This is a genomic window from Streptomyces sp. NPDC051555, from assembly GCF_044454405.1.
In the GTDB taxonomy this organism is placed as follows: domain Bacteria; phylum Actinomycetota; class Actinomycetes; order Streptomycetales; family Streptomycetaceae; genus Streptomyces.
On record NZ_JBITDP010000016.1, the window covers coordinates 104305 to 123765 of the forward strand.

At 71.1% G+C, this 19461-nt stretch carries 21 protein-coding genes, 1 pseudogene and 1 riboswitch; of the genes and pseudogenes, 21 read left to right on the top strand and 1 reads right to left on the bottom strand.

Going from position 1 to position 19461, the window contains the following annotated elements:
- Positions 1-84 precede the first annotated feature (84 nt).
- The 14 genes and pseudogenes from rimM to ACIBEA_RS28695 all read left to right on the top strand — a co-directional run bounded on the left by rimM (position 85) and on the right by ACIBEA_RS28695 (position 11339).
- Positions 85-690, top strand: coding sequence for a ribosome maturation factor RimM (gene rimM, locus ACIBEA_RS28630; RefSeq protein WP_399265718.1), 606 nt, complete (start codon positions 85-87; stop codon positions 688-690).
- Entirely contained in the window at positions 690-1511 is an 822-nt protein-coding gene (gene trmD / locus ACIBEA_RS28635) for a tRNA (guanosine(37)-N1)-methyltransferase TrmD (RefSeq protein ID WP_399265720.1), read from the top strand. Before rimM ends, trmD begins: the two co-directional genes overlap by 1 nt.
- A 133-nt stretch (positions 1512-1644) precedes the next feature.
- On the top strand, positions 1645-1995 hold the full coding sequence (gene rplS, locus ACIBEA_RS28640; protein ID WP_399265722.1) for a 50S ribosomal protein L19: 351 nt from the start codon (positions 1645-1647) through the stop codon (positions 1993-1995).
- 46 nt (positions 1996-2041) lie between these two features.
- A complete protein-coding gene (gene lepB / locus ACIBEA_RS28645; RefSeq protein WP_399265724.1) occupies positions 2042-2797 on the top strand; it encodes a signal peptidase I in 756 nt (251 codons plus the stop codon).
- Positions 2790-3824: pseudogene (gene lepB / locus ACIBEA_RS28650) on the top strand (signal peptidase I). Before lepB (ACIBEA_RS28645) ends, lepB (ACIBEA_RS28650) begins: the two are co-directional and overlap by 8 nt.
- Positions 3793-4662, top strand: coding sequence for a signal peptidase I (lepB, locus tag ACIBEA_RS28655; RefSeq protein ID WP_399265726.1), 870 nt, complete (start codon positions 3793-3795; stop codon positions 4660-4662). Before lepB (ACIBEA_RS28650) ends, lepB (ACIBEA_RS28655) begins: the two are co-directional and overlap by 32 nt.
- Before the next feature lie 45 nt (positions 4663-4707).
- Positions 4708-5484 carry a signal peptidase I gene (gene lepB / locus ACIBEA_RS28660; RefSeq protein ID WP_399265728.1) on the top strand — a complete coding sequence of 259 codons (777 nt, stop codon included), beginning with the start codon at positions 4708-4710 and terminating at the stop codon, positions 5482-5484.
- Positions 5471-5962 (top strand): NUDIX hydrolase, encoded by a 492-nt coding sequence (locus ACIBEA_RS28665; protein WP_399265730.1) that lies wholly within the window; start codon positions 5471-5473, stop codon positions 5960-5962. Before lepB (ACIBEA_RS28660) ends, ACIBEA_RS28665 begins: the two co-directional genes overlap by 14 nt.
- A 55-nt stretch (positions 5963-6017) precedes the next feature.
- A complete protein-coding gene (locus ACIBEA_RS28670; protein WP_005311352.1) occupies positions 6018-6326 on the top strand; it encodes a DUF2469 domain-containing protein in 309 nt (102 codons plus the stop codon).
- A 104-nt stretch (positions 6327-6430) separates the two neighbouring features.
- A complete protein-coding gene (locus tag ACIBEA_RS28675) occupies positions 6431-6880 on the top strand; it encodes a YraN family protein (protein ID WP_399265731.1) in 450 nt (149 codons plus the stop codon).
- On the top strand, positions 6880-8505 hold the full coding sequence (locus tag ACIBEA_RS28680; RefSeq protein WP_399265733.1) for a YifB family Mg chelatase-like AAA ATPase: 1626 nt from the start codon (positions 6880-6882) through the stop codon (positions 8503-8505). Before ACIBEA_RS28675 ends, ACIBEA_RS28680 begins: the two co-directional genes overlap by 1 nt.
- Positions 8502-9686, top strand: coding sequence for a DNA-processing protein DprA (gene dprA / locus ACIBEA_RS28685; RefSeq protein WP_399265735.1), 1185 nt, complete (start codon positions 8502-8504; stop codon positions 9684-9686). Before ACIBEA_RS28680 ends, dprA begins: the two co-directional genes overlap by 4 nt.
- A 209-nt stretch (positions 9687-9895) precedes the next feature.
- Positions 9896-10729, top strand: coding sequence for an RNA polymerase sigma factor WhiG (gene whiG, locus ACIBEA_RS28690; protein WP_385779103.1), 834 nt, complete (start codon positions 9896-9898; stop codon positions 10727-10729).
- A 52-nt stretch (positions 10730-10781) separates the two neighbouring features.
- On the top strand, positions 10782-11339 hold the full coding sequence (locus ACIBEA_RS28695; protein WP_385779218.1) for a TetR/AcrR family transcriptional regulator: 558 nt from the start codon (positions 10782-10784) through the stop codon (positions 11337-11339).
- A gap of 17 nt (positions 11340-11356) precedes the next feature.
- Here ACIBEA_RS28695 and ACIBEA_RS28700 read toward each other — a convergent pair whose 3' ends face one another.
- The gene (locus tag ACIBEA_RS28700; RefSeq protein WP_399265737.1) at positions 11357-11890 is read right to left on the bottom strand and encodes a M23 family metallopeptidase; all 534 of its coding nucleotides are present in this window, start codon (positions 11888-11890) and stop codon (positions 11357-11359) included.
- 250 nt (positions 11891-12140) lie between these two features.
- Between ACIBEA_RS28700 and rpsB the strand changes: the two genes are divergently transcribed.
- The 7 genes from rpsB to ACIBEA_RS28735 all read left to right on the top strand — a co-directional run bounded on the left by rpsB (position 12141) and on the right by ACIBEA_RS28735 (position 19324).
- The gene (gene rpsB / locus ACIBEA_RS28705) at positions 12141-13076 is read left to right on the top strand and encodes a 30S ribosomal protein S2 (RefSeq protein WP_399265739.1); all 936 of its coding nucleotides are present in this window, start codon (positions 12141-12143) and stop codon (positions 13074-13076) included.
- Between the two features lie 134 nt (positions 13077-13210).
- Positions 13211-14047, top strand: coding sequence for a translation elongation factor Ts (gene tsf / locus ACIBEA_RS28710; protein WP_399265740.1), 837 nt, complete (start codon positions 13211-13213; stop codon positions 14045-14047).
- Positions 14048-14209: 162 nt separating this feature from the next.
- On the top strand, positions 14210-14989 hold the full coding sequence (pyrH, locus tag ACIBEA_RS28715) for a UMP kinase (protein ID WP_399265742.1): 780 nt from the start codon (positions 14210-14212) through the stop codon (positions 14987-14989).
- A gap of 72 nt (positions 14990-15061) precedes the next feature.
- Positions 15062-15619, top strand: coding sequence for a ribosome recycling factor (gene frr / locus ACIBEA_RS28720; protein WP_399265880.1), 558 nt, complete (start codon positions 15062-15064; stop codon positions 15617-15619).
- Positions 15619-16686, top strand: a complete 1068-nt coding sequence (locus ACIBEA_RS28725) for a phosphatidate cytidylyltransferase (protein WP_399265744.1) — start codon at positions 15619-15621, stop codon at positions 16684-16686. The genes frr and ACIBEA_RS28725 overlap by 1 nt, the downstream gene beginning before the upstream one ends.
- Before the next feature lie 165 nt (positions 16687-16851).
- Positions 16852-17967, top strand: coding sequence for a 23S rRNA (adenine(2503)-C(2))-methyltransferase RlmN (gene rlmN, locus ACIBEA_RS28730; RefSeq protein WP_399265746.1), 1116 nt, complete (start codon positions 16852-16854; stop codon positions 17965-17967).
- A 73-nt stretch (positions 17968-18040) separates the two neighbouring features.
- A riboswitch (TPP riboswitch) is annotated at positions 18041-18149 on the top strand.
- A gap of 98 nt (positions 18150-18247) precedes the next feature.
- Positions 18248-19324, top strand: a complete 1077-nt coding sequence (locus ACIBEA_RS28735) for a thiamine ABC transporter substrate binding subunit (RefSeq protein WP_399265748.1) — start codon at positions 18248-18250, stop codon at positions 19322-19324.
- Positions 19325-19461 lie beyond the last annotated feature (137 nt).

Genomic DNA, 19461 nt, shown 5'->3' on the forward strand with positions numbered 1-19461 from the left:
CATCGCAGGAATGAATCACCGGCACGGGCCGGGGAGGGCATGTGCCCTTCCCGGCCCGTCGTCGTCTGAACAGGAGAAACAAGCGTGCAGCTCGTAGTCGCGCGGATCGGCCGCGCCCATGGGATCAAGGGTGAGGTCACCGTAGAGGTGCGTACCGACGAGCCGGAGCTGCGGCTCGGTGTCGGTGCGGTCCTCCAGACCGAACCCCTGTCGGCGGGTCCGCTGACCATCGAGGCCGGCCGGGTGCACAGCGGCCGGCTCCTGCTCCGCTTCGCGGGCGTCAAGGACCGCACCGGCGCCGAGGCGCTGCGGAACATCCTGCTGATCGCCGAGGTGGACCCCGAGGAGCTTCCGGAGGACCCGGAGGAGTTCTACGACCACCAGTTGATGGACCTGGACGTCGTGCTCCAGGACGGGACGGAGATCGGTCGGATCACCGAGATCTCCCACCTGCCCTCGCAGGACCTGTTCATCGTCGAGCGGCCGGACGGCACCGAGGTGATGATCCCCTTCGTCGAGGAGATCGTCCTGGAGATCGACCTCTCGGAGCAGCGCGCGGTCATCGACCCGCCGCCCGGGCTGATCGACGACCGCGCGGTGATCGCTTCCGAGCGCGACGCGGAGGTCGGGGCCGAGGCCGAGGCGGGGACTGTGGTCAAGGCCGAGCCCGAGCCCGAGGGCGATGCCTGATGCGGCTGGACGTCGTCACCATCTTCCCGGAGTACCTCGATCCGCTCGACGTCTCCCTCGTCGGCAAGGCCCGGGCTCGCGGCCAGCTCGACGTACACGTCCACGACCTGCGGGAATGGACGTACGACCGGCACAACACGGTCGACGACACCCCCTACGGCGGCGGCCCCGGGATGGTCATGAAGACCGACCCGTGGGGCGAGGCCCTGGACACCGCCCTCGCCGACGGCTATGAATCCGGCGCCCACGGCCCGGTCATGGTCGTCCCCACCCCGAGCGGGCGCCCGTTCACCCAGGAACTCGCCGTCGAGCTGGCCGAGCGCCCCTGGCTGATCTTCACGCCCGCCCGGTACGAGGGCATCGACCGCCGGGTGATGGACGAGTACGCGACGCGCATGCCGGTCTACGAGGTCTCCATCGGGGACTACGTGCTGGCCGGCGGCGAGGCGGCGGTGCTGGTGATCACCGAGGCCGTGGCCCGGCTGCTCCCCGGGGTCCTCGGCAACGCCGAATCGCACCGGGACGACTCCTTCGCCCCCGGTGACATGGCGAACCTGTTGGAGGGGCCCGTCTACACCAAGCCCCCGGAGTGGCGCGGTCGCGGCATCCCCGAGGTCCTGCTCAGCGGGCACCACGGGAAGATCGCCCGCTGGCGCCGGGACGAGGCGTTCCGCCGCACCACCCTCAACAGGCCCGACCTGATCGAGCGTTGCGAGGCGTCCGGCTTCGACAAGAAGGACCGCGAGACCCTCTCGGTCCTGGGCTGGTCGCCGACGCCCGACGGTCGATTTTGGCGCAGGCCCCCGGCCGTGGAAGAATAGGCGGCTGCTGTACGTCCGCGCGCGCCCCTGCCACAGGGGGACCGTCGCCCGCGGGTCGGGACAGCTCCCGAATTCTCTCCGAAGAACCCGCCCGGCGGCCTGTGGCGTCGTGCGAAGAAAGCAGACGAAGAACATGTCTCACGTGCTCGACGCCGTCACCGCCGGCAGCCTGCGTACGGACCTCCCGGCCTTCCGCCCGGGTGACACCGTCAACGTCCACGTCCGCGTGATCGAGGGCAACCGCTCCCGTATCCAGCAGTTCAAGGGCGTAGTCATCCGTCGCCAGGGTTCTGGCGTCAGCGAGTCCTTCACGGTCCGCAAGGTCTCCTTCAGCGTCGGCGTGGAGCGTACCTTCCCGGTGCACTCCCCGATCTTCGAGAAGATCGAGCTCGTCACCCGCGGTGACGTGCGTCGCGCCAAGCTGTACTTCCTCCGTGAGCTCCGCGGCAAGGCCGCGAAGATCAAGGAGAAGCGCGACCGCTGAGGTCCCCTTCGGTGTCCGGAGGCATCCGGATAGGCTCGCCCCCGATATGGACACCGAGGCATCTCACACGCAACGCGACCGCTCTTCCCCCGATGAGGGGGAGGGGAGGTCGCGTTTCGCGTTCTCCGGGGCCCGGCTGAGGCGCCCCGGTTGGTTCACCTGGCGCCGCGCCGGTCTGCTCGGGGTCGTCTGCACCGTCTTCCTGCTGCTGCTGAGCAATTTCGTGGTGCAGCCCTTCCTGATCCCGAGCCGCTCGATGGAGCCGACGCTCGCGATCGGCGACCGGGTGCTGGTGAACAAGCTGGCGTACGGGCCCGGGTCCCCACCCAAGCACGGTGACCTGGTCGTCTTCGATGGCACGGGGTCCTTCGTGCCGGAGCGCGCCGGCGACGACAATCCGGTCGGCGAGGCCCTGCACGGCGCCGCGTCGGCCCTCGGGCTCGCCGAGCCGTCCGACACGGACTTCGTCAAGCGGGTCATCGGGGTCGGCGGTGACGACGTGGTGTGCTGCGACGCGGGCGGGCAGCTGGTGGTGAACGGCGTCCCCGTGCGGGAGCCCTACCTGTATCCGGGTGACACGGCGTCGAAGGTGCCCTTCCGGATCGTCGTCCCCCTGGGCACCCTGTGGGTCATGGGCGATCACCGCTCCCAGTCCCGGGACTCCCGGGACCACCTCGGGGAGCCGGGCGGCGGGATGGTGCCGGTGGACAAAGTGATCGGACGGGCCGACTGGATCGGCTGGCCCGCGTCCCGCTGGAGGTCCCTGGGGACCGCCGGCGGCTCGGGCGGTGGACATGGGTAGCCGGGGGCGGGAGCGCGGCGAGGAGCCGGAGCCCGCCCGTCCGGTGGCGCCGACGCCGACGCCGGGCTCGGGCGCGGACCCCGAGCTGGCCGTGCTCGGAGGTCGGGCGGAGCGGCGCAGGCTGGCCCGCAAGGTCAAGCGGCGCAGGCGCACCCGGCGGGTCGGTGAGCTACCGCTGCTGGTCGGGGTCGCGCTGTGCATCGCCCTGCTCCTCAAGACCTTCCTCGTCCAGGCCTTCTACATCCCGTCGGGGTCGATGGAACAGACGATCCGGATCGGCGACCGGGTCCTCGTGGACAAGTTCACCCCCTGGTTCGGTGCCAAGGTCGAGCGCGGCGACGTCGTGGTCTTCAAGGACCCCGGCGGCTGGCTGCGCGGCGAGTCGGCCCGGCCCGCGGCCGACCCGATCGTCGTCAAGCAGATCAAGCAGGGCCTGACCTTCATCGGTCTGCTGCCCTCGGCCGACGAGCAGGACCTGATCAAGCGGGTCATCGGGGTGGGCGGGGACACCGTCAAGTGCTGCGACGCCCGGGGCCGGGTCACCGTCAACGGAGCGCCGCTCGATGAGCCGTACGTGTCACCCGGCAACGCGCCCTCCGAGATCATGTTCGAGGTGAAGGTGCCCAAGGGCAGGCTCTTCGTCCTCGGTGACCACCGGGCGAACTCCGCCGACTCCCGCTACCACCTCGACGAGGCGTTTCACGGCACGATCGCCGAAAGCGGCGTGGTGGGGCGCGCCATCGTGATCGCCTGGCCCTACGGGCACTGGGGCGGGTTCGATCAACCCGCCACCTTCCTCTCGGTTCCGGACGAGGAGCGCCGGAGCCGGCGGGGGCGCCGCGGGCGGCGTGCGCGTCGTGGGGGTGCCGCGTTCGCATAGTGTGTCCTAGGTCTCCCGCTCCTTACCAAGGGAACTCCCGCTCGTTAAGGGAGGGGAGGGCCCCCGCCGGTTCGGCGCGGGCGGCACATCGGAGTGAGGAGTGGATGTGGGGGACGTGGCGGTAGGAGCACGATCCGGACGCGATGAGCCCGAGGACCAGCGGCCGGAGGCAGCCGTCGAGAACGAGACCCACGACGAGAGCGCCCCGCCCGCGCACCGGTCCTTCTGGAAGGAGCTTCCGCTCCTCATCGGCATCGCGCTGGTGCTGGCCCTGCTGATCAAGACCTTCCTGGTCCAGGCCTTCTCGATCCCGTCCGAGTCCATGCAGAACACGCTGCAGAAGGGCGACCGGGTCCTGGTCGACAAGCTGACCCCGTGGTTCGGCTCGGAGCCGGAGCGCGGCGAGGTCGTGGTCTTCCACGACCCGGCCAACTGGCTGGACGGCGAGCCCACTCCGGACCCGAACATCGCGCAGAAGGTGCTCAGCTTCATCGGTCTGATGCCCTCGGCCGAGGAGAAGGACCTGATCAAGCGGACCATCGCGGTCGGCGGGGACACCGTGGAGTGCAAGAAGGGCGGCCCGGTCGTCGTCAACGGCAAGCAGCTCGACGAGCCCTACATCTTCCCGGGCAACACCCCCTGTGACGACAAGCCGTTCGGCCCGCTGACCGTGCCCAAGGGCAAGATCTGGGTGATGGGCGACCACCGTCAGAACTCGCAGGATTCGCGCTGGCACCAGGAGGACTCGACCGGTGGCTTCGTGCCGGTCGACAAGGTCGTCGGCCGCGCCGTGGTGGTCGCCTGGCCGATCACCCGCTGGTCCACGCTGCCGGTGCCGGACACCTTCGACCAGCCGGGGATCGACAAGAAGCCCGTGGCGACGGCGCTCGGCGCGGCCGCTCCGGCCGGTCTGGGCCTCGCGACGGCGCTGCCGATCGTGCTCTGGCGCAGGCGGAAGCTGACCAAGACGCCTACCGCCGGGTAGGGTGCCGCCCAGGTCGACGATCTCCGAGGTGCTGGGGGCGCTGGTATGGGCGGGTCAAACGGTTCGATACGTGGCAGGGACGGCCGCGGCGGCCTCGGCAATGTCTTGTCGGGGATCGCCGTGGCCCTTGGTTTTGCCCTCTTCCTCGGAGGGTTCGCCTGGGGTGCGCTGGTGTACCGGCCGTACACCGTGCCGACCGAGTCGATGGTCCCCACGGTGCAGGCCGGGGACCGGGTGATGGCGCAGCGGATCGAGGGCTCCGAGGTGCGCCGCGGAGACGTGGTCATCTTCACCGATTCCGTGTGGAGCGACTCGCCGATGGTCAAGCGGGTCGTCGGGCTCGGCGGCGACACCGTGCGCTGCTGTGACGCGGCGGGCCGGCTGACCTTGAACGGCAAGCCGCTGGTCGAGCCCTACATCGCCGATCCGGGGTCCACGCGGACCTCCACGGGCTCGGGCAAGGCGTCGGACGTCACCTTCGAGGTGACCGTGCCGCAGGGCAAGCTCTTCCTGCTGGGCGACCGGCGCTCGATCTCCCTGGACTCCCGGGCCCACCTGCAAGAAGCGGGTCAGGGCATGGTCCCGCTGGACTCGGTGAGCGCGCGGGTGGACGCCCGGGCGTGGCCGGACCCCGCGATGCTGGCGCGGCCGACGACCTACGACGCGCTGCCGGGCGGAACCTCCCGCCCGGGCCCGCTGCGGCTCCAGCTGGCCGCGGTGGTGGCCGGAGCGGCGCTGGTGCTCCTCGGGGCCGCCTACGGGCCGCTGGCGCGGGTCCTCGGGCGTTCGGGGCGACGGGAGCGCGTCGGTGCCCGGGGCTGAGGTCCGCAAGGTGTCCCGGGTGATCCTGCTCGACCCGGCCGACCGGATCCTGCTGTTGCACGGGTTCGAACCGCAGGACCCGGCGGAGCACTGGTGGTTCACCCCGGGCGGTGGGCTGGAGGGCGCCGAGAGCCGCGAGCAGGCCGCGCTGCGGGAGCTCGCGGAGGAGACGGGGATCACCGAGGTGGAGCTGGGGCCGGTGCTCTGGCAGCGCTACTGCGCGTTCCCCTTCGACGGGCGGCGCTGGGAACAGGACGAGTGGTACTTCCTGGCCCGTACCGACCGGACGGAGGTGGCCACGGACGGCTTCACCGAGCTGGAGCGGCGCAGCGTCACCGGAGCCAGGTGGTGGACCTCCGAGGAACTCATCGCGGCGCGTGAGACGGTGTACCCGACCAGACTCGGCGAGCTGCTGCGCACGCTGCTCGCAGAGGGTCCGCCGGGTGCGCCGGTGATCCTGGCCCCGGAAATCGTTTAGGGGCGGACGGGCCTGGCGCACAATAGGGGGACGCACGGCTGAAGGGGAACATGCCATGAGCGCCGAGGACCTCGAGAAGTACGAGACCGAGATGGAGCTGAAGCTCTATCGGGAGTACCGCGACGTCGTCGGGCTGTTCAAGTACGTGATCGAGACCGAACGTCGTTTCTATCTGACCAACGACTACGAGATGCAGGTGCATTCGGTCCAGGGCGAGGTCTTCTTCGAGGTCTCGATGGCGGACGCCTGGGTCTGGGACATGTACCGACCGGCCCGGTTCGTCAAGCAGGTGAGGGTGTTGACGTTCAAGGACGTGAACATCGAGGAGCTCAACAAGAGCGACTTGGAGCTGCCGGGCAGCTGATGCACCCGAAGGGGTGAGCGAGTTGTCCACAACACCCGGGTTGTCCACCAAGATCCACACGGTGGGCCGGGTCGCGGGATCGTCGGTGCCGGAGGTGGTGCCGGATGGACGCGAAGGGCGTGGCACAGCGGGAGGCGTCGGCCCGGCCGGCGCGGGTGGTACGGACATCGGGGGAGCGGGCCGCGGCCCGGCAGGCGCTCGGGCGGTACGGCGAGGAGCTGGCCGCCCGACGGCTGACCGGCTCCGGGATGACCGTGATCGCCCGGAACTGGCGCTGCCGGGCCGGTGAGATCGACATCCTCGCCCGGGACGGGGACGCCCTCGTCGTCTGCGAGGTGAAGACCCGACGGTCAGGGCCCGCCGGTTCACCGATGTTCGAGCACCCGATGGCCGCGGTCCGGCCCGACAAGACCGACCGGCTGCGGCTGCTCGCCGGGCGCTGGCTCGCCGATCACGGCGGACCACCGCCGGGTGGGGTGCGCATCGACCTCGTCGGGGTGGTGCTGCCCCGACGCGGGGCCCCCGTGGTGGAACACGTCAGGGGGGTGGCCTGATGGGCTTCGCGCGGACCTGCTCGGTGGCGCTCGTGGGGGTCGAGGGCGTGGTGGTCGAGGTCCAGGCCGATCTCGAACCGGGGGTGGCCGCCTTCACCCTGGTCGGGCTCCCCGACAAGACACTGGTCGAGAGCCGGGACCGGGTCCGGGCCGCCGTGGTGAACTCCGGCGCCGAATGGCCCCAGAAGAAGCTGACGGTCGGTCTCAGCCCGGCCTCGGTGCCCAAATCCGGCTCGGGCTTCGACCTCGCCGTCGCCGCCGCCGTCCTGGGCGCGGCGGAGCGGGTGGACCCGGCGGTGATCGCGGACCTGCTGCTCATCGGTGAACTCGGGCTCGACGGGCGGGTGCGTCCGGTGCGGGGGATCCTGCCCGCCGTGCTCGCCGCGGCCGAGGCGGGGTACCGGCAGGTGGTGGTGCCCGAGCAGTGCGCGGCCGAGGCCGCGTTGGTGCCCGAGGTGTCGGTGCTGGGGGTGCGGAGCCTGCGTCAGCTGATCGCCGTGCTGACCGACGGGGAGGTGCCGGACGAGGGGCCGCCGGACGCGGCCGTGCGACCGGATCCGATGACGGCCGGGCTCGTGGTCCCGGGGGCCGGTCTGGGCACGGGGCTGGCGAGCGGGGGGTACGGCGCTTGCGCGCCGCCCGACCTCGCGGAGGTGGCGGGGCAGCACGCAGCCCGGCGGGCGCTGGAGGTGGCCGCCGCGGGTGGGCACCACCTGTTCCTGACCGGACCGCCGGGGGCGGGCAAGACCATGCTCGCCGAGCGGCTGCCCGGGATCATGCCGCCGCTCGGTCGGCGGGACTCCCTGGAGGTCACCGCCGTGCATTCGGTCGCGGGGATCCTGCCGCCCGGCGAACCCCTGGTGACCGCGGCGCCCTACTGCGCCCCGCACCACTCGGCGACCATGCAGTCCCTGGTGGGCGGGGGCAGCGGGATGCCCCGGCCCGGGGCCGTGTCCCTGGCCCACCGCGGGGTCCTCTTCCTGGACGAGGCGCCCGAGTTCAGCGGGCGGGTGCTGGACGCGCTGCGCCAGCCGTTGGAGTCCGGCCAGGTGGTGATCGCCCGGGCCGCCGGGGTGATGCGGCTGCCGGCCCGCTTCCTGATGGTCCTCGCGGCCAACCCCTGTCCCTGTGGGCGGCAGACCCTGCGCGGCGCGGGGTGCGAGTGCGCGCCCTCGGCCGTCCGGCGCTACCAGGGGCGGCTGTCCGGGCCGCTGTTGGACCGGGTGGACCTGCGGGTCGAGGTGGAACCGGTCGGCCGGTCCGACCTCGTCGGCGGGGGCGGTCGGGGCGAAGCCAGTGCGGTCGTGGCCCTGCGGGTGGCGGGGGCCAGGGCGCGGGCGGCGGAGCGGCTCGCCGGCACCCCCTGGCGGGTCAACGCCGAGGTGCCGGGGCATGAGCTGCGCACCCGCTGGCTGCCCGCACCGGGCGCCCTGGCGCAGGCCGAGAGGGACCTGGAGCGGGGCCTGCTCACCGCGCGCGGCCTGGACCGCGTGCTGCGGGTCGCCTGGACGGTGTCCGACCTGGCCGAGAAGGACCGCCCCGATGCCCAGGACGTGGCGGTCGCCCTGGAACTGCGCACCGGCATCGCCCGCGGTGTCCCGGTCCCCCAGGGATACCGGTCATGACCCCGGCAGCGGTGGCCCCGGAGGAGGAGCGGCGGGCCCGGGCCGCGCTCACCCGGGTGCTGGAGCCCGGGGACGAGCGGGCCGGCCGCCTGCTGCGGGAGCGGGGCGCGGTCGCGCTGATGCGGGAGCTGACCGCGCCCGGCCCGGGACCCGAGGGCCTGGCCGGGCCGAGTGGGCGCCGGCTCGACGGGTACCGCAGGCGGGCATCGGTCGCGGATCCCGACCGGGACCTGGCCGCCGCGGCGGCGGTCGGTGCCCGGTTCGTCTGCCCGGGCTCGCCCCAGTGGCCCTCGCAGCTCGACGACCTCGGCGACGCTCGACCGGTGGGGCTGTGGCTGCGCGGCCTGCCCGACCTGCGCACCTGGGCCCTGCGCTCGGTCGCGGTGGTCGGCGCCCGCGCCTGCACCCCGTACGGCGCGCACATGGCGCAGGGTCTGGCGGCCGGGCTCGCCGAGCGGGGTTGGGTGGTGGTGTCCGGGGCGGCGTACGGGATCGACGGGGCGGCCCACAGGGGGGCGCTCGCCGCGGGCGGGGCCACGGCGGCGGTACTGGCCTGCGGGGTGGACGTCGCCTACCCGCGCGGACATGCCGGACTGCTGGGCCGGATCGCCGCACAGGGGCTGGTGATCGGTGAACTCCCGCCCGGCAGCCATCCCACGCCCAGCCGCTTCGTCCAGCGCAACCGGGTCATCGCGGCGTTGACCCGGGGGACCGTCGTCGTCGAGGCCGCCCATCGCAGCGGGTCTCTCGTCACCGCCCGGCGGGCGCACGGGCTGGGCCGCTTCACCATGGGCGTCCCCGGGCCCGCCACCAGCGGGCTCTCGGGCGGCGTGCACGAACTGCTGCGCGGCGACGGGGTCCTGGTCACGGACGCCGCCGAGGTCATCGAACTGGTCGGCGCCATGGGAGAGCTGGCCCCCGAGCGGCGCGGACCGGTGCTCGCCCGGGACCTGCTGCACCCGGACACCGCACGGGTGTTGGAAGAGTTCCCCGCCGGACGGCCCGTGCGGGCGGCGGACCTCGCCCGCGCCGTGGGCAGCGGCACCGATGAAGTCATCGGCAGACTGTACGAACTTCACTCTCTGGGGTTCGTCGAACGGCAGGGCGATGACTGGCAGTTGAGCAGGCAAACACATGGGAGAGCCACTCAAACCGGTGGCGTCCGGCGAGGCGGTCATTGACCTGGGACGTTCCGGTGAAAGAGTGAAGCCGATGAGAGAAGCGGTCTTCCCGATGGCAGCTGCCGGAACCCCGCGCGAGGCGCCGGTCCCGGGCCTCCCGTGCGAGGCAGGAGGCCCCGACGGCCCCGCGCGATCCCGTACTCTTCGCGCACCGCGACACTCTCGTCACGCTACGCTCCCAAGGAATCCGGCTCCGGCAAAGGCGAAGCATGCCCCAGCACACCTCAGGGTCTGACCGCGCTGCGGTGCCCCCCGCTGCCCGCGGCAGCGTGCGGACCACCGCGCCCTCGTCCCTGGACGTGCTCTGGCGCTCGTACAAGGAATCGGGGGACGAGCGTCTGCGGGAACAGCTGATCCTGCACTACTCGCCGCTCGTCAAGTACGTGGCCGGCCGGGTCAGCGTGGGCCTGCCGCCCAATGTGGAGCAGGCCGACTTCGTCTCCTCCGGGGTCTTCGGGCTGATCGACGCCATCGAGAAGTTCGACATCGAGCGCTCCATCAAGTTCGAGACGTACGCGATCACCCGGATCCGGGGCGCGATGATCGACGAACTGCGCGCACTGGACTGGATCCCGCGCTCGGTGCGGCAGAAGGCGCGGGCCGTCGAGCGGGCCTACGCCACGCTCGAAGCCCAGTTGCGGCGCACGCCCACCGAGACCGAGGTGGCCGACGAGATGGGCGTCGCCCTGGAGGAACTGCACGCGGTCTTCAGCCAGTTGTCGCTGGCCAATGTGGTCGCCCTGGAAGAGTTGCTGCACGTGGGCGGCGAGGGCGACCGCCTCTCGCTGATGGACACACTGGAGGACACGGCCGCCGACAACCCGGTGGCCGTGGCCGAGGACCGCGAGCTGCGCCGGTTGCTCGCGCGGGCCATCAACACGCTCCCCGACCGGGAGAAGACGGTGGTGACCCTCTACTACTACGAGGGGCTCACCCTGGCCGAGATCGGTCACGTCCTCGGGGTCACCGAGAGCCGGGTCAGCCAGATCCACACCAAGTCGGTTCTCCAGCTGCGGGCCAAGCTGGCGGATGTGGGGCGCTGAGTCCCCGGTACCTCCGTAGAGTGGGCGCGTGCCCAGGATTCGAGCGGCCTCCGTGGCCGAGCACCGGACGATGCAGCGAGGCGCCCTGCTGGACGCCGCGCGCTCCCTGCTGTCCGAAGGCGGGACGGAAGCGTTGAGCTTCCCCGCCCTCGCCGAACGGACCGGTCTCGCCCGGTCCTCCGTCTACGAGTACTTCCGCTCCCGCGCGGCCGTGGTCGAAGAGCTGTGCGTCGTGGACTTTCCCGTCTGGGCCGCCGAGATCGAGGCCGCGATGGAGCGGGCCGCCACTCCGGAGGCGAAGATCGAGGCGTACGTCCGCAGTCAGCTGGGCCTGGTGGGCGACCAGCGGCACCGGGCCGTGGTGGCGATCTCCGCCAGCGAGCTGGACGCCGGTGCGCGCGAGAAGATCCGCGCCGCGCACGGGGGCCTGATCGCGATGATCGTCGAGGCGCTGGCCGCCCTGGGCCAGGAGCAGCCACGACTGGCCGCGATGCTGTTGCAAGGGGTCGTCGACGCCGCCGTGCGCCGGATCGAGCTGGGGGCCGGCGAGGACCCGGCCGAGGTGACCGAGACCGCCGTCTCGATGGCGCTCCGGGGCGTCCGGGGCTGACGCCGCGCAGCGCGCCCTCAGGGAGCCCGCGGTAGCAGTCGGGGGCTCGGGCGCGGGAGCAGGAGCAGCGGGTCGAGGTACGTCTCGCCCGCCAACAGTCCCCAGTGCAGGCACGGGGCCGCGCAGTGACCGCCCGCTTCGAGGGCCGCGACCACGAGCCCCGCACGCACCGGGTCGCCCTCGGCGACGAGGGGGCGCACCGGCTCGTACGTGGTGCGCAGGCCCCCCGGCAGGGTGAGCGAGAGCACGCCGCGTCCCGCCACCCGTCCGGCGTAGTGCACCCGGCCGGTACCCACCGCCCGGACCCGCGTACCCACCGGTGCGATCAGGTCCACGCCCCGGTGGCCCGCCGCGTACGGGGTGGGCGGCGGGTCCCACCAGCGCGCCACGTGCAGCGGGGCGGGCAGCGGGCGGCCGCCGGCCTCGCCGGGAGCGGGAGCCGGAACAGGAGCAGGAGCAGCGGCAGGCGCGGGAGTGGGAGCGGGCGCCGGGGCGAGCGCCGCTGCGGGCGCCGCCAGCAGGGCCGCCAGCACCAGGTTCAGGGTCTTCATGCCCCCACCGTCCCGCGCCGGGGACACGCTCCGTCGCGGCCTGTGGACGGACCGTTCGATGTGGACATCGCCGTCACCCGGCACACCACCGGGTCCCGTACACTTCTGGTGGCGATCCGGGTCACCGGGTCGACTTCGCACGCCCCAGCACCGGCCTCTCAGGCCGCGTGGCAGCGTCTCTCGGTCCCCTCCACGGGGGCAGGGCGCGGTGGGACGTCAGGAACCAAACCGAGAAAACAAGGAGATGGCCATGGCCGTCGTCACGATGCGGGAGCTGCTGGAAAGCGGCGTCCACTTCGGTCACCAGACCCGTCGTTGGAACCCGAAGATGAAGCGCTTCATCTTCACGGAGCGCAACGGCATCTACATCATCGACCTGCTGCAGTCGCTGTCGTACATCGACCGCGCCTACGAGTTCGTGAAGGAGACCGTCGCCCACGGCGGTTCCATCATGTTCGTCGGTACCAAGAAGCAGGCCCAGGAAGCCATCGCCGAGCAGGCGACGCGCGTGGGCATGCCGTACGTCAACCAGCGGTGGCTCGGTGGCATGCTCACCAACTTCTCCACCGTCTACAAGCGCCTCCAGCGTCTGAAGGAGCTTGAGGCGATCGACTTCGAGGACGTCGCGGCCTCGGGTCTCACCAAGAAGGAGCTCCTCGTGCTCTCGCGCGAGAAGACCAAGCTGGAGAAGACCCTCGGCGGCATCCGCGAGATGTCGAAGGTTCCCAGCGCCGTCTGGATCGTCGACACCAAGAAGGAGCACATCGCCGTCGGTGAGGCGCGCAAGCTCCACATCCCGGTCGTCGCGATCCTCGACACCAACTGTGACCCCGACGAGGTCGACTACAAGATCCCGGGCAACGACGACGCGATCCGCTCCGTCACCCTGCTCACCCGCGTGATCGCCGACGCCGTCGCCGAGGGCCTCATCGCCCGTTCCGGTGCCGCCACCGGTGACTCGAAGCCGGGCGAGAAGGCCGCCGCCGAGCCGCTCGCCGAGTGGGAGCGCGACCTGCTCGAGGGCGACAAGAAGGCCGACGACGCTGCTGAGGCTCCGGCCGAGGCCGCTGCCGAGGCTCCGGTCGCCGAGGCCGCCGAGGTCGTCGAGACCCCGGCCGCCGAGGTCGAGGCTCCGGCCGCCGAGGCCGTCGTCGAGGCTCCGGCCGCCGACGCCGAGCAGGCCTGACCCACTGAGAGCGCCCGGCGTTCACGCGCCGGGCACTCGCAGCACGGACGATGACGGCGGGGGAGCCGCGCCACAAGCGCGCTCCTCCGCCGTTCACCCGTAGATCTACGACTTCGAGAGAGAATCACAGACTCATGGCGAACTACACCGCCGCTGACGTCAAGAAGCTCCGCGAGCTCACCGGCGTCGGCATGCTGGACTGCAAGAACGCGCTGGTCGAGTCCGACGGCGACGTCGACAAGGCCATCGAGGCGCTCCGCATCAAGGGTCAGAAGGGCGTCGCCAAGCGCGAAGGCCGTTCTGCCGAGAACGGTGCCGTCACCTCGCTCATCGCCGACGACAACACCTCCGGTGTCATCGTCGAGCTGAAGTGCGAGACGGACTTCGTCGCCAAGGGCGACAAGTTCCAGGCCGTCACCGACCAGCTGGCCGCCCACATCGCCAAGACCACCCCGGCCGACCTCGAGGCGCTGCTCGCGTCCGAGATCGAAGCCGGCAAGACGGTCCAGGCGTTCGTGGACGAGGCCAACGCCAACCTTGGCGAGAAGATCGTCCTGGACCGCTTCGCGCAGTTCACCGGCGGTTACGTCTCGGCGTACATGCACCGCACCATGCCCGACCTGCCGTTCCAGATCGGCGTCCTGGTCGAGCTGGACAAGGCCAACGCCGAGGTCGCCCGCGGCGTCGCGCAGCACATCGCCGCGTTCGCGCCGAAGTGGCTGGCCGAGGACGAGATCCCGGCCGAGATCCTCGAGTCCGAGCGTCGCGTCGCCGAAGAGGTCACCCGCGCGGAGGGCAAGCCCGAGGCTGCCCTTCCGAAGATCGTCGAGGGTCGCGTCAAGGGCTTCGTCCGCGACAACACCCTGCTCGGCCAGGCCTACGCCCTGGACTCCAAGAAGTCCGTCCAGAAGGTTCTGGACGAGGCCGGTGTCACCCTGGTGCGCTTCGCGCGCATCAAGGTCGGCATCTGAGTCCGTCCGTACGCGACGGACACCGGACCCCGGTAGGGTCTGAAGCAGTCGTCCGCGTTCGCGCCGGACGACCGCAGATCTGACGAGGAGGCCATTGCCGTAGAGGGAACCGCAAGGACCCACCGGCAATGGCCTCCTTCGTATGTGCACGAGGAGATCTCCATGAATCAGGGCGTGGACCCCCACACCGCTTCCGACGACAAGAGCGACCAGGACAAGAAGGGTCGCCGCTTCATGCTGAAGCTGTCCGGCGAAGCCTTCTCCGGCGGCGGCGGCCTGGGCGTCGACCCCGACGTCGTGCACGCCATCGCCCGCGAGATCGCGGCCGTGGTCCGTGACGGCGCGGAGATCGCGATCGTCATCGGCGGCGGCAACTTCTTCCGCGGCGCCGAGCTCCAGCAGCGCGGCATGGACCGGGCCCGGTCCGACTACATGGGCATGCTGGGCACGGTCATGAACTGCCTCGCCCTCCAGGACTTCCTGGAGAAGGAGGGCATCGACTCCCGCGTCCAGACCGCCATCACCATGGGCCAGGTCGCGGAGCCTTACATCCCGCTGCGCGCCGTGCGCCACCTGGAGAAGGGGCGCGTCGTGATCTTCGGCGCGGGCATGGGCATGCCGTACTTCTCCACCGACACCACGGCCGCCCAGCGCGCCCTGGAGATCGACGCCGAGGCCCTGCTGATGGGCAAGAACGGCGTGGACGGGGTCTACGACTCCGACCCGAAGAAGAACCCGGACGCGGTGAAGTTCGACGCGCTGGAGTACAGCGAGGTGCTGTCCCGCGACCTCAAGGTCGCCGACGCCACGGCCATCACGCTGTGCCGCGACAACAAGCTGCCGATCCTGGTCTTCGAACTGCTCGCCGAGGGCAATATCGCCCGCGCGGTCAAGGGTGAGAAGATCGGCACGCTCGTCAGCGATCAGGGCACCCGGGCCTGACACGGGCGACCGGCGCCCGCCCGGCCGGCCCGCCAGCCTGAACCATCCCATCAAGACATGCAGGAGCACGTGGTGATCGAAGAAACCCTCCTCGAGGCCGAGGAGAAGATGGAGAAGGCCGTCGTCGTCGCCAAGGAAGACTTCGCGGCGATCCGTACCGGCCGTGCGCACCCGGCGATGTTCAACAAGATCGTGGCCGAGTACTACGGCGCGGTCACGCCGATCAACCAGCTCGCCTCCTTCGCGGTGCCCGAGCCGCGCATGGCCATCGTGACGCCGTTCGACGCGTCGGCCCTGAAGAACATCGAGCAGGCCATCCGCGACTCCGACCTCGGCGTCAACCCGAGCAACGACGGCCGCATCATCCGCGTCACCTTCCCCGAGCTGACGGGGGAGCGCCGCAAGGAGTTCATCAAGGTTGCCAAGACCAAGGCCGAGGACTCCAAGATCTCCATCCGTTCCATCCGCCGCAAGGCGAAGGACACCCTCGACAAGATGGTGAAGGACAAGGAGGCCGGCGAGGACGAGGTGCGCCGCGCGGAGAAGGAGCTCGACGACGCCACCGCGAAGTACGTCGCGCAGGTCGACGAGCTGCTGAAGCACAAGGAAGCCGAGCTGCTCGAAGTCTGATGAACGACTCTCCCTGGCGGGCGGAGCCGGTTCCGGCGGGTCCCGCATACGATGCGCAGGTGGGCCCGCACACTCGGCCCATGCCCATCGTTCCCGATGCCGCCGGCCGTGACTTCGACGACCGGGAAGCACGCGATCCGGGGGCCGCCGATGCGGGCGGCCCCCAGTTCCGCGCCGAGACGCCGCCGCAGGAGCCCATGCCCACCCCACCTTCGCAGGCCCCGCAGGACGCCTCGCAGCCCCCGCAGAAGAAGCGGGCCGGGCGTGACCTGCGCGCCGCCATAGGGGTCGGCATCGGCCTCGGCGCGGTGATCTTCGCCTCGCTGTTCATCGTCAAGGCGGTGTTCGTCGGCGTCGTCGTCGTCGCGGTCGTCGTGGGGCTGTGGGAGCTGACCTCCCGCCTCCAGGAGCAGAAGGGCATCAAGGCCCCGCTGGTCCCGCTCGCGGTCGGTGGCGCGGCCATGGTCATCGCCGGATACGTCCGGGGGGCCGAGGGCGCCTGGGTCGCGATGGCGCTCACCGCGCTCGCGGTGCTCGTGTGGCGGATGACCGAACCCCCCGAGGACTACCTCAAGGACGTCACGGCGGGGGTCTTCGCCGCCTTCTACGTGCCCTTCCTGGCCACCTTCGTCGCGATGCTCCTCACCGCGGACGACGGGCCGCAGCGCGTGGTCACCTTCCTGCTCCTGACGGTGGTCAGCGACACCGGGGCGTACGCGGTCGGCTGGCGCTTCGGCAAGCACAAGCTGGCCCCGCGCATCAGCCCCGGGAAGACCCGCGAGGGGCTCTTCGGAGCGGTGGCCTTCGCGATGGTCGCCGGTGCGCTGTGCATGGAGTTCCTGATCGACGGCGGTGCCTGGTGGCAGGGTCTGCTGCTGGGTCTGACGGTCGCGGTCAGCGCCACGCTGGGCGATCTCGGCGAGTCGATGATCAAGCGGGACCTCGGCATCAAGGACATGGGCACGCTGCTGCCGGGGCACGGCGGGATCATGGACCGGCTGGACTCGCTGCTGCCGACCGCGCCCGTGGTGTGGCTGCTGCTGGCGGCGTTCGTCGGCACCGGCTGACCCGTCCGGGTTATCCTGGAAAGCGCGTCACCGATGAGTGGCGCGCTTTCCCCGTTTCTGCGGGGATGGCCCCGTGAGCTCTCCGGGCACCGGGCGCGCCATTCACACTGACTCCGCTCACACGCGGAGATCGCCCGGGTTCGTCAGATTTGAGGAGTACCAGTCATGGCCCCCCGTCCTGTCCCGGGAGAGCTCACTTTCGTCGCCCCTCGTGGAGTCAAGAAGCCCCCGAGGCACCTGGCCGACCTCACCCCCGAGGAACGGCGCGAGGCCGTGGCCGCGATCGGCGAGAAGCCGTTCCGGGCCAAGCAGCTGTCGCAGCACTACTTCGCCCGGTACAACCACGACCCGGCGCAGTGGACGGACATTCCCGCGGCCTCCCGCGAGAAGCTCCGCGAGGAGCTGCTCCCCGACCTGATGTCGGTCCTCCGGCACATCTCGTGCGACGACGACACCACCCGCAAGACGCTGTGGAAGCTGCACGACGGCACGCTGGTCGAGTCCGTCCTGATGCGCTACCCCGAGCGGGTCACCATGTGCATCTCCTCGCAGGCGGGCTGCGGGATGAACTGCCCGTTCTGCGCCACCGGCCAGGCGGGGCTGGACCGCAACCTCTCCACCGCGGAGATCGTGCACCAGATCGTCGACGGCATGCGCGCCCTGCGCGACGGCGAGGTGCCCGGCGGCCCGGCGCGCCTGTCGAACATCGTCTTCATGGGCATGGGCGAGCCGCTGGCCAACTACAACCGCGTGGTGGGCGCGATCCGCCGGCTGACCGACCCGGAGCCCGACGGCCTCGGCTTGTCGCAGCGCGGCATCACGGTCTCCACCGTCGGCCTGGTTCCGGCCATGCTGCGCTTCGCCGACGAGGGCTTCAAGTGCCGCCTGGCCGTCTCGCTGCACGCGCCCGACGACGAGCTGCGCGACACCCTGGTGCCGGTGAACACGCGCTGGAACGTGCGCGAGGTGCTGGACGCGGCCTGGGAGTACGCCGACAAGTCCGGCCGCCGGATCTCCATCGAGTACGCGTTGATCCGTGACATCAACGACCAGGCCTGGCGCGGCGACCGGCTGGGCCGGCTGCTCAAGGGCAAGCGCGTGCACGTCAACCTGATCCCGCTGAACCCGACCCCGGGCTCCAAGTGGACCGCCTCGCGCCCCGAGGACGAGCGGGCCTTCGTCCAGGCCATCGCGAACCACGGCGTGCCGGTGACCGTCCGGGACACGCGTGGTCAGGAGATCGACGGCGCCTGCGGCCAGCTCGCCGCTTCGGAGCGCTAGCGGCCACGGCGCCAGGTTCCGGATTTCTTCCTGGAGTGGGGCCGCGGGGTACCCTGTGGCCGAAACCAACTGCATATTCCGACAGGGGAGCGCCACAGCGCTGAGAGTGCGGTAACCGTCACCGCAGACCCTCTGAACCTCGCCCGGGTCATTCCGGGTAGGAAGTTCGGTCACCACTCAAGCTGTTGCGCCCTGCCCGGCGACCGCTCTCGCGTCCACGTGACGCGAGGCGCCGGGCAGGGCCGCGTCTTCTCCTGGACATCCCAGGAGGAAGCATTCAATGAGCACCACCAAGAAGATCGCGGGCAGCGCGCTCGTCGTCGCGCTGGGCGTGAGCACCCTCGCCGCGTGCGGCGGCGGGAGCGAGCCGGCGGCGGCGCCGAAGACGATCACCCTCGTCAGCCACGACTCCTTCAACGTGACCCCGGCCGTCCTGAAGGAGTTCGAGCAGCAGAGCGGCTACACCGTCAAGGTGCTCAAGAGCGGCGACGCGGGCGCCGCCCTCAACCAGGAGATCCTGACCAAGGGCTCGCCGCGCGGCGACGTCTTCTTCGGCATCGACAACACCCTGCTCTCGCGCGGGCTCGACAGCGGCATCTTCACCCCGTACGAGGCCAAGGGCCTGGCCGGGGTCGGCGCCCAGTACCAGCTCGACAAGGAGCACCGGGTCACCCCGGTCGACTCGGGCGACATCTGCGTCAACTACGACAAGGCGTACTTCGCCGACAAGAAGCTCGCCCCGCCGCAGACGCTGGACGACCTGATCAAGCCGGAGTACAAGAACCTGCTGGTCACCGAGAACGCGGCGACCTCCTCGCCCGGCCTCGGTTTCCTCCTGGCCTCCGTCGGCAAGTACGGCGACGACGGCTGGAAGGACTACTGGACCAAGCTCAAGGCGAACGGCGTCGAGGTCGTCGACTCGTGGGAGGCCGCGTACAACGAGCGGTTCTCCGGCTCCGCCGGCGGCAAGAAGGCCAAGGGCGACCGCCCGCTGGTCGTCTCCTACGCGTCCAGCCCGCCGGTCGAGGTGCTGTACGCCGAACCGCAGCCGGCCGAGGCCCCCACCGGGGTCGCCACCGGCACCTGCTTCCGCCAGGTCGAGTTCGCGGGACTGCTCAAGGGCGCGAAGAACGAGGCGGGCGGCAAGGCCCTGATCGACTTCCTGGTGAGCAAGAAGTTCCAGGAGGACATGCCGCTCCAGATGTTCGTGAACCCGGTGGTCAAGGACGCGAAGCTGCCGGAGCTCTTCACGAAGCACGGCGTGGTCGTCGAGAAGCCGGAGACGGTCGCGCCCGACGCCATCGCGAAGAACCGTGAGCAGTGGGTCAAGGCATGGTCCTCGCTCGTCGTGAAGTAAGCGGCGCGAAGGAGTCGGGCGCGGCGCCGGGGGGCGCCCCCCCCGCCCCCGGGGGCGGGGGGGGCGGGGCCCCGCCGGGCGGCGCGGGGGGGCGTGCGGTGGCGGGGGGGCTGGCCCTGATGGCCCAGCCCCACGCC

Excerpts from the sequence above, each read along its gene's own strand:
- ACIBEA_RS28670 (WP_005311352.1), top strand. The coding sequence starts at position 6,018 with ATGAGCGCCGAGGACCTCGAGAAGTACGAGACCGAGATGGAGCTGAAG.
- dprA (WP_399265735.1), top strand. The coding sequence starts at position 8,502 with ATGACCCCGGCAGCGGTGGCCCCGGAGGAGGAGCGGCGGGCCCGGGCC.
- rlmN (WP_399265746.1), top strand. The coding sequence starts at position 16,852 with ATGGCCCCCCGTCCTGTCCCGGGAGAGCTCACTTTCGTCGCCCCTCGT.
- pyrH (WP_399265742.1), top strand. The coding sequence starts at position 14,210 with ATGAATCAGGGCGTGGACCCCCACACCGCTTCCGACGACAAGAGCGAC.
- lepB (WP_399265728.1), top strand. The coding sequence starts at position 4,708 with ATGGGCGGGTCAAACGGTTCGATACGTGGCAGGGACGGCCGCGGCGGC.
- ACIBEA_RS28735 (WP_399265748.1), top strand. The coding sequence starts at position 18,248 with ATGAGCACCACCAAGAAGATCGCGGGCAGCGCGCTCGTCGTCGCGCTG.
- ACIBEA_RS28680 (WP_399265733.1), top strand. The coding sequence starts at position 6,880 with ATGGGCTTCGCGCGGACCTGCTCGGTGGCGCTCGTGGGGGTCGAGGGC.
- lepB (WP_399265724.1), top strand. The coding sequence starts at position 2,042 with ATGGACACCGAGGCATCTCACACGCAACGCGACCGCTCTTCCCCCGAT.
- trmD (WP_399265720.1), top strand. The coding sequence starts at position 690 with ATGCGGCTGGACGTCGTCACCATCTTCCCGGAGTACCTCGATCCGCTC.
- rpsB (WP_399265739.1), top strand. The coding sequence starts at position 12,141 with ATGGCCGTCGTCACGATGCGGGAGCTGCTGGAAAGCGGCGTCCACTTC.
- ACIBEA_RS28700 (WP_399265737.1), bottom strand. The coding sequence starts at position 11,890 with ATGAAGACCCTGAACCTGGTGCTGGCGGCCCTGCTGGCGGCGCCCGCA.
- whiG (WP_385779103.1), top strand. The coding sequence starts at position 9,896 with ATGCCCCAGCACACCTCAGGGTCTGACCGCGCTGCGGTGCCCCCCGCT.
- ACIBEA_RS28675 (WP_399265731.1), top strand. The coding sequence starts at position 6,431 with ATGGACGCGAAGGGCGTGGCACAGCGGGAGGCGTCGGCCCGGCCGGCG.
- ACIBEA_RS28725 (WP_399265744.1), top strand. The coding sequence starts at position 15,619 with ATGAACGACTCTCCCTGGCGGGCGGAGCCGGTTCCGGCGGGTCCCGCA.
- tsf (WP_399265740.1), top strand. The coding sequence starts at position 13,211 with ATGGCGAACTACACCGCCGCTGACGTCAAGAAGCTCCGCGAGCTCACC.
- rplS (WP_399265722.1), top strand. The coding sequence starts at position 1,645 with ATGTCTCACGTGCTCGACGCCGTCACCGCCGGCAGCCTGCGTACGGAC.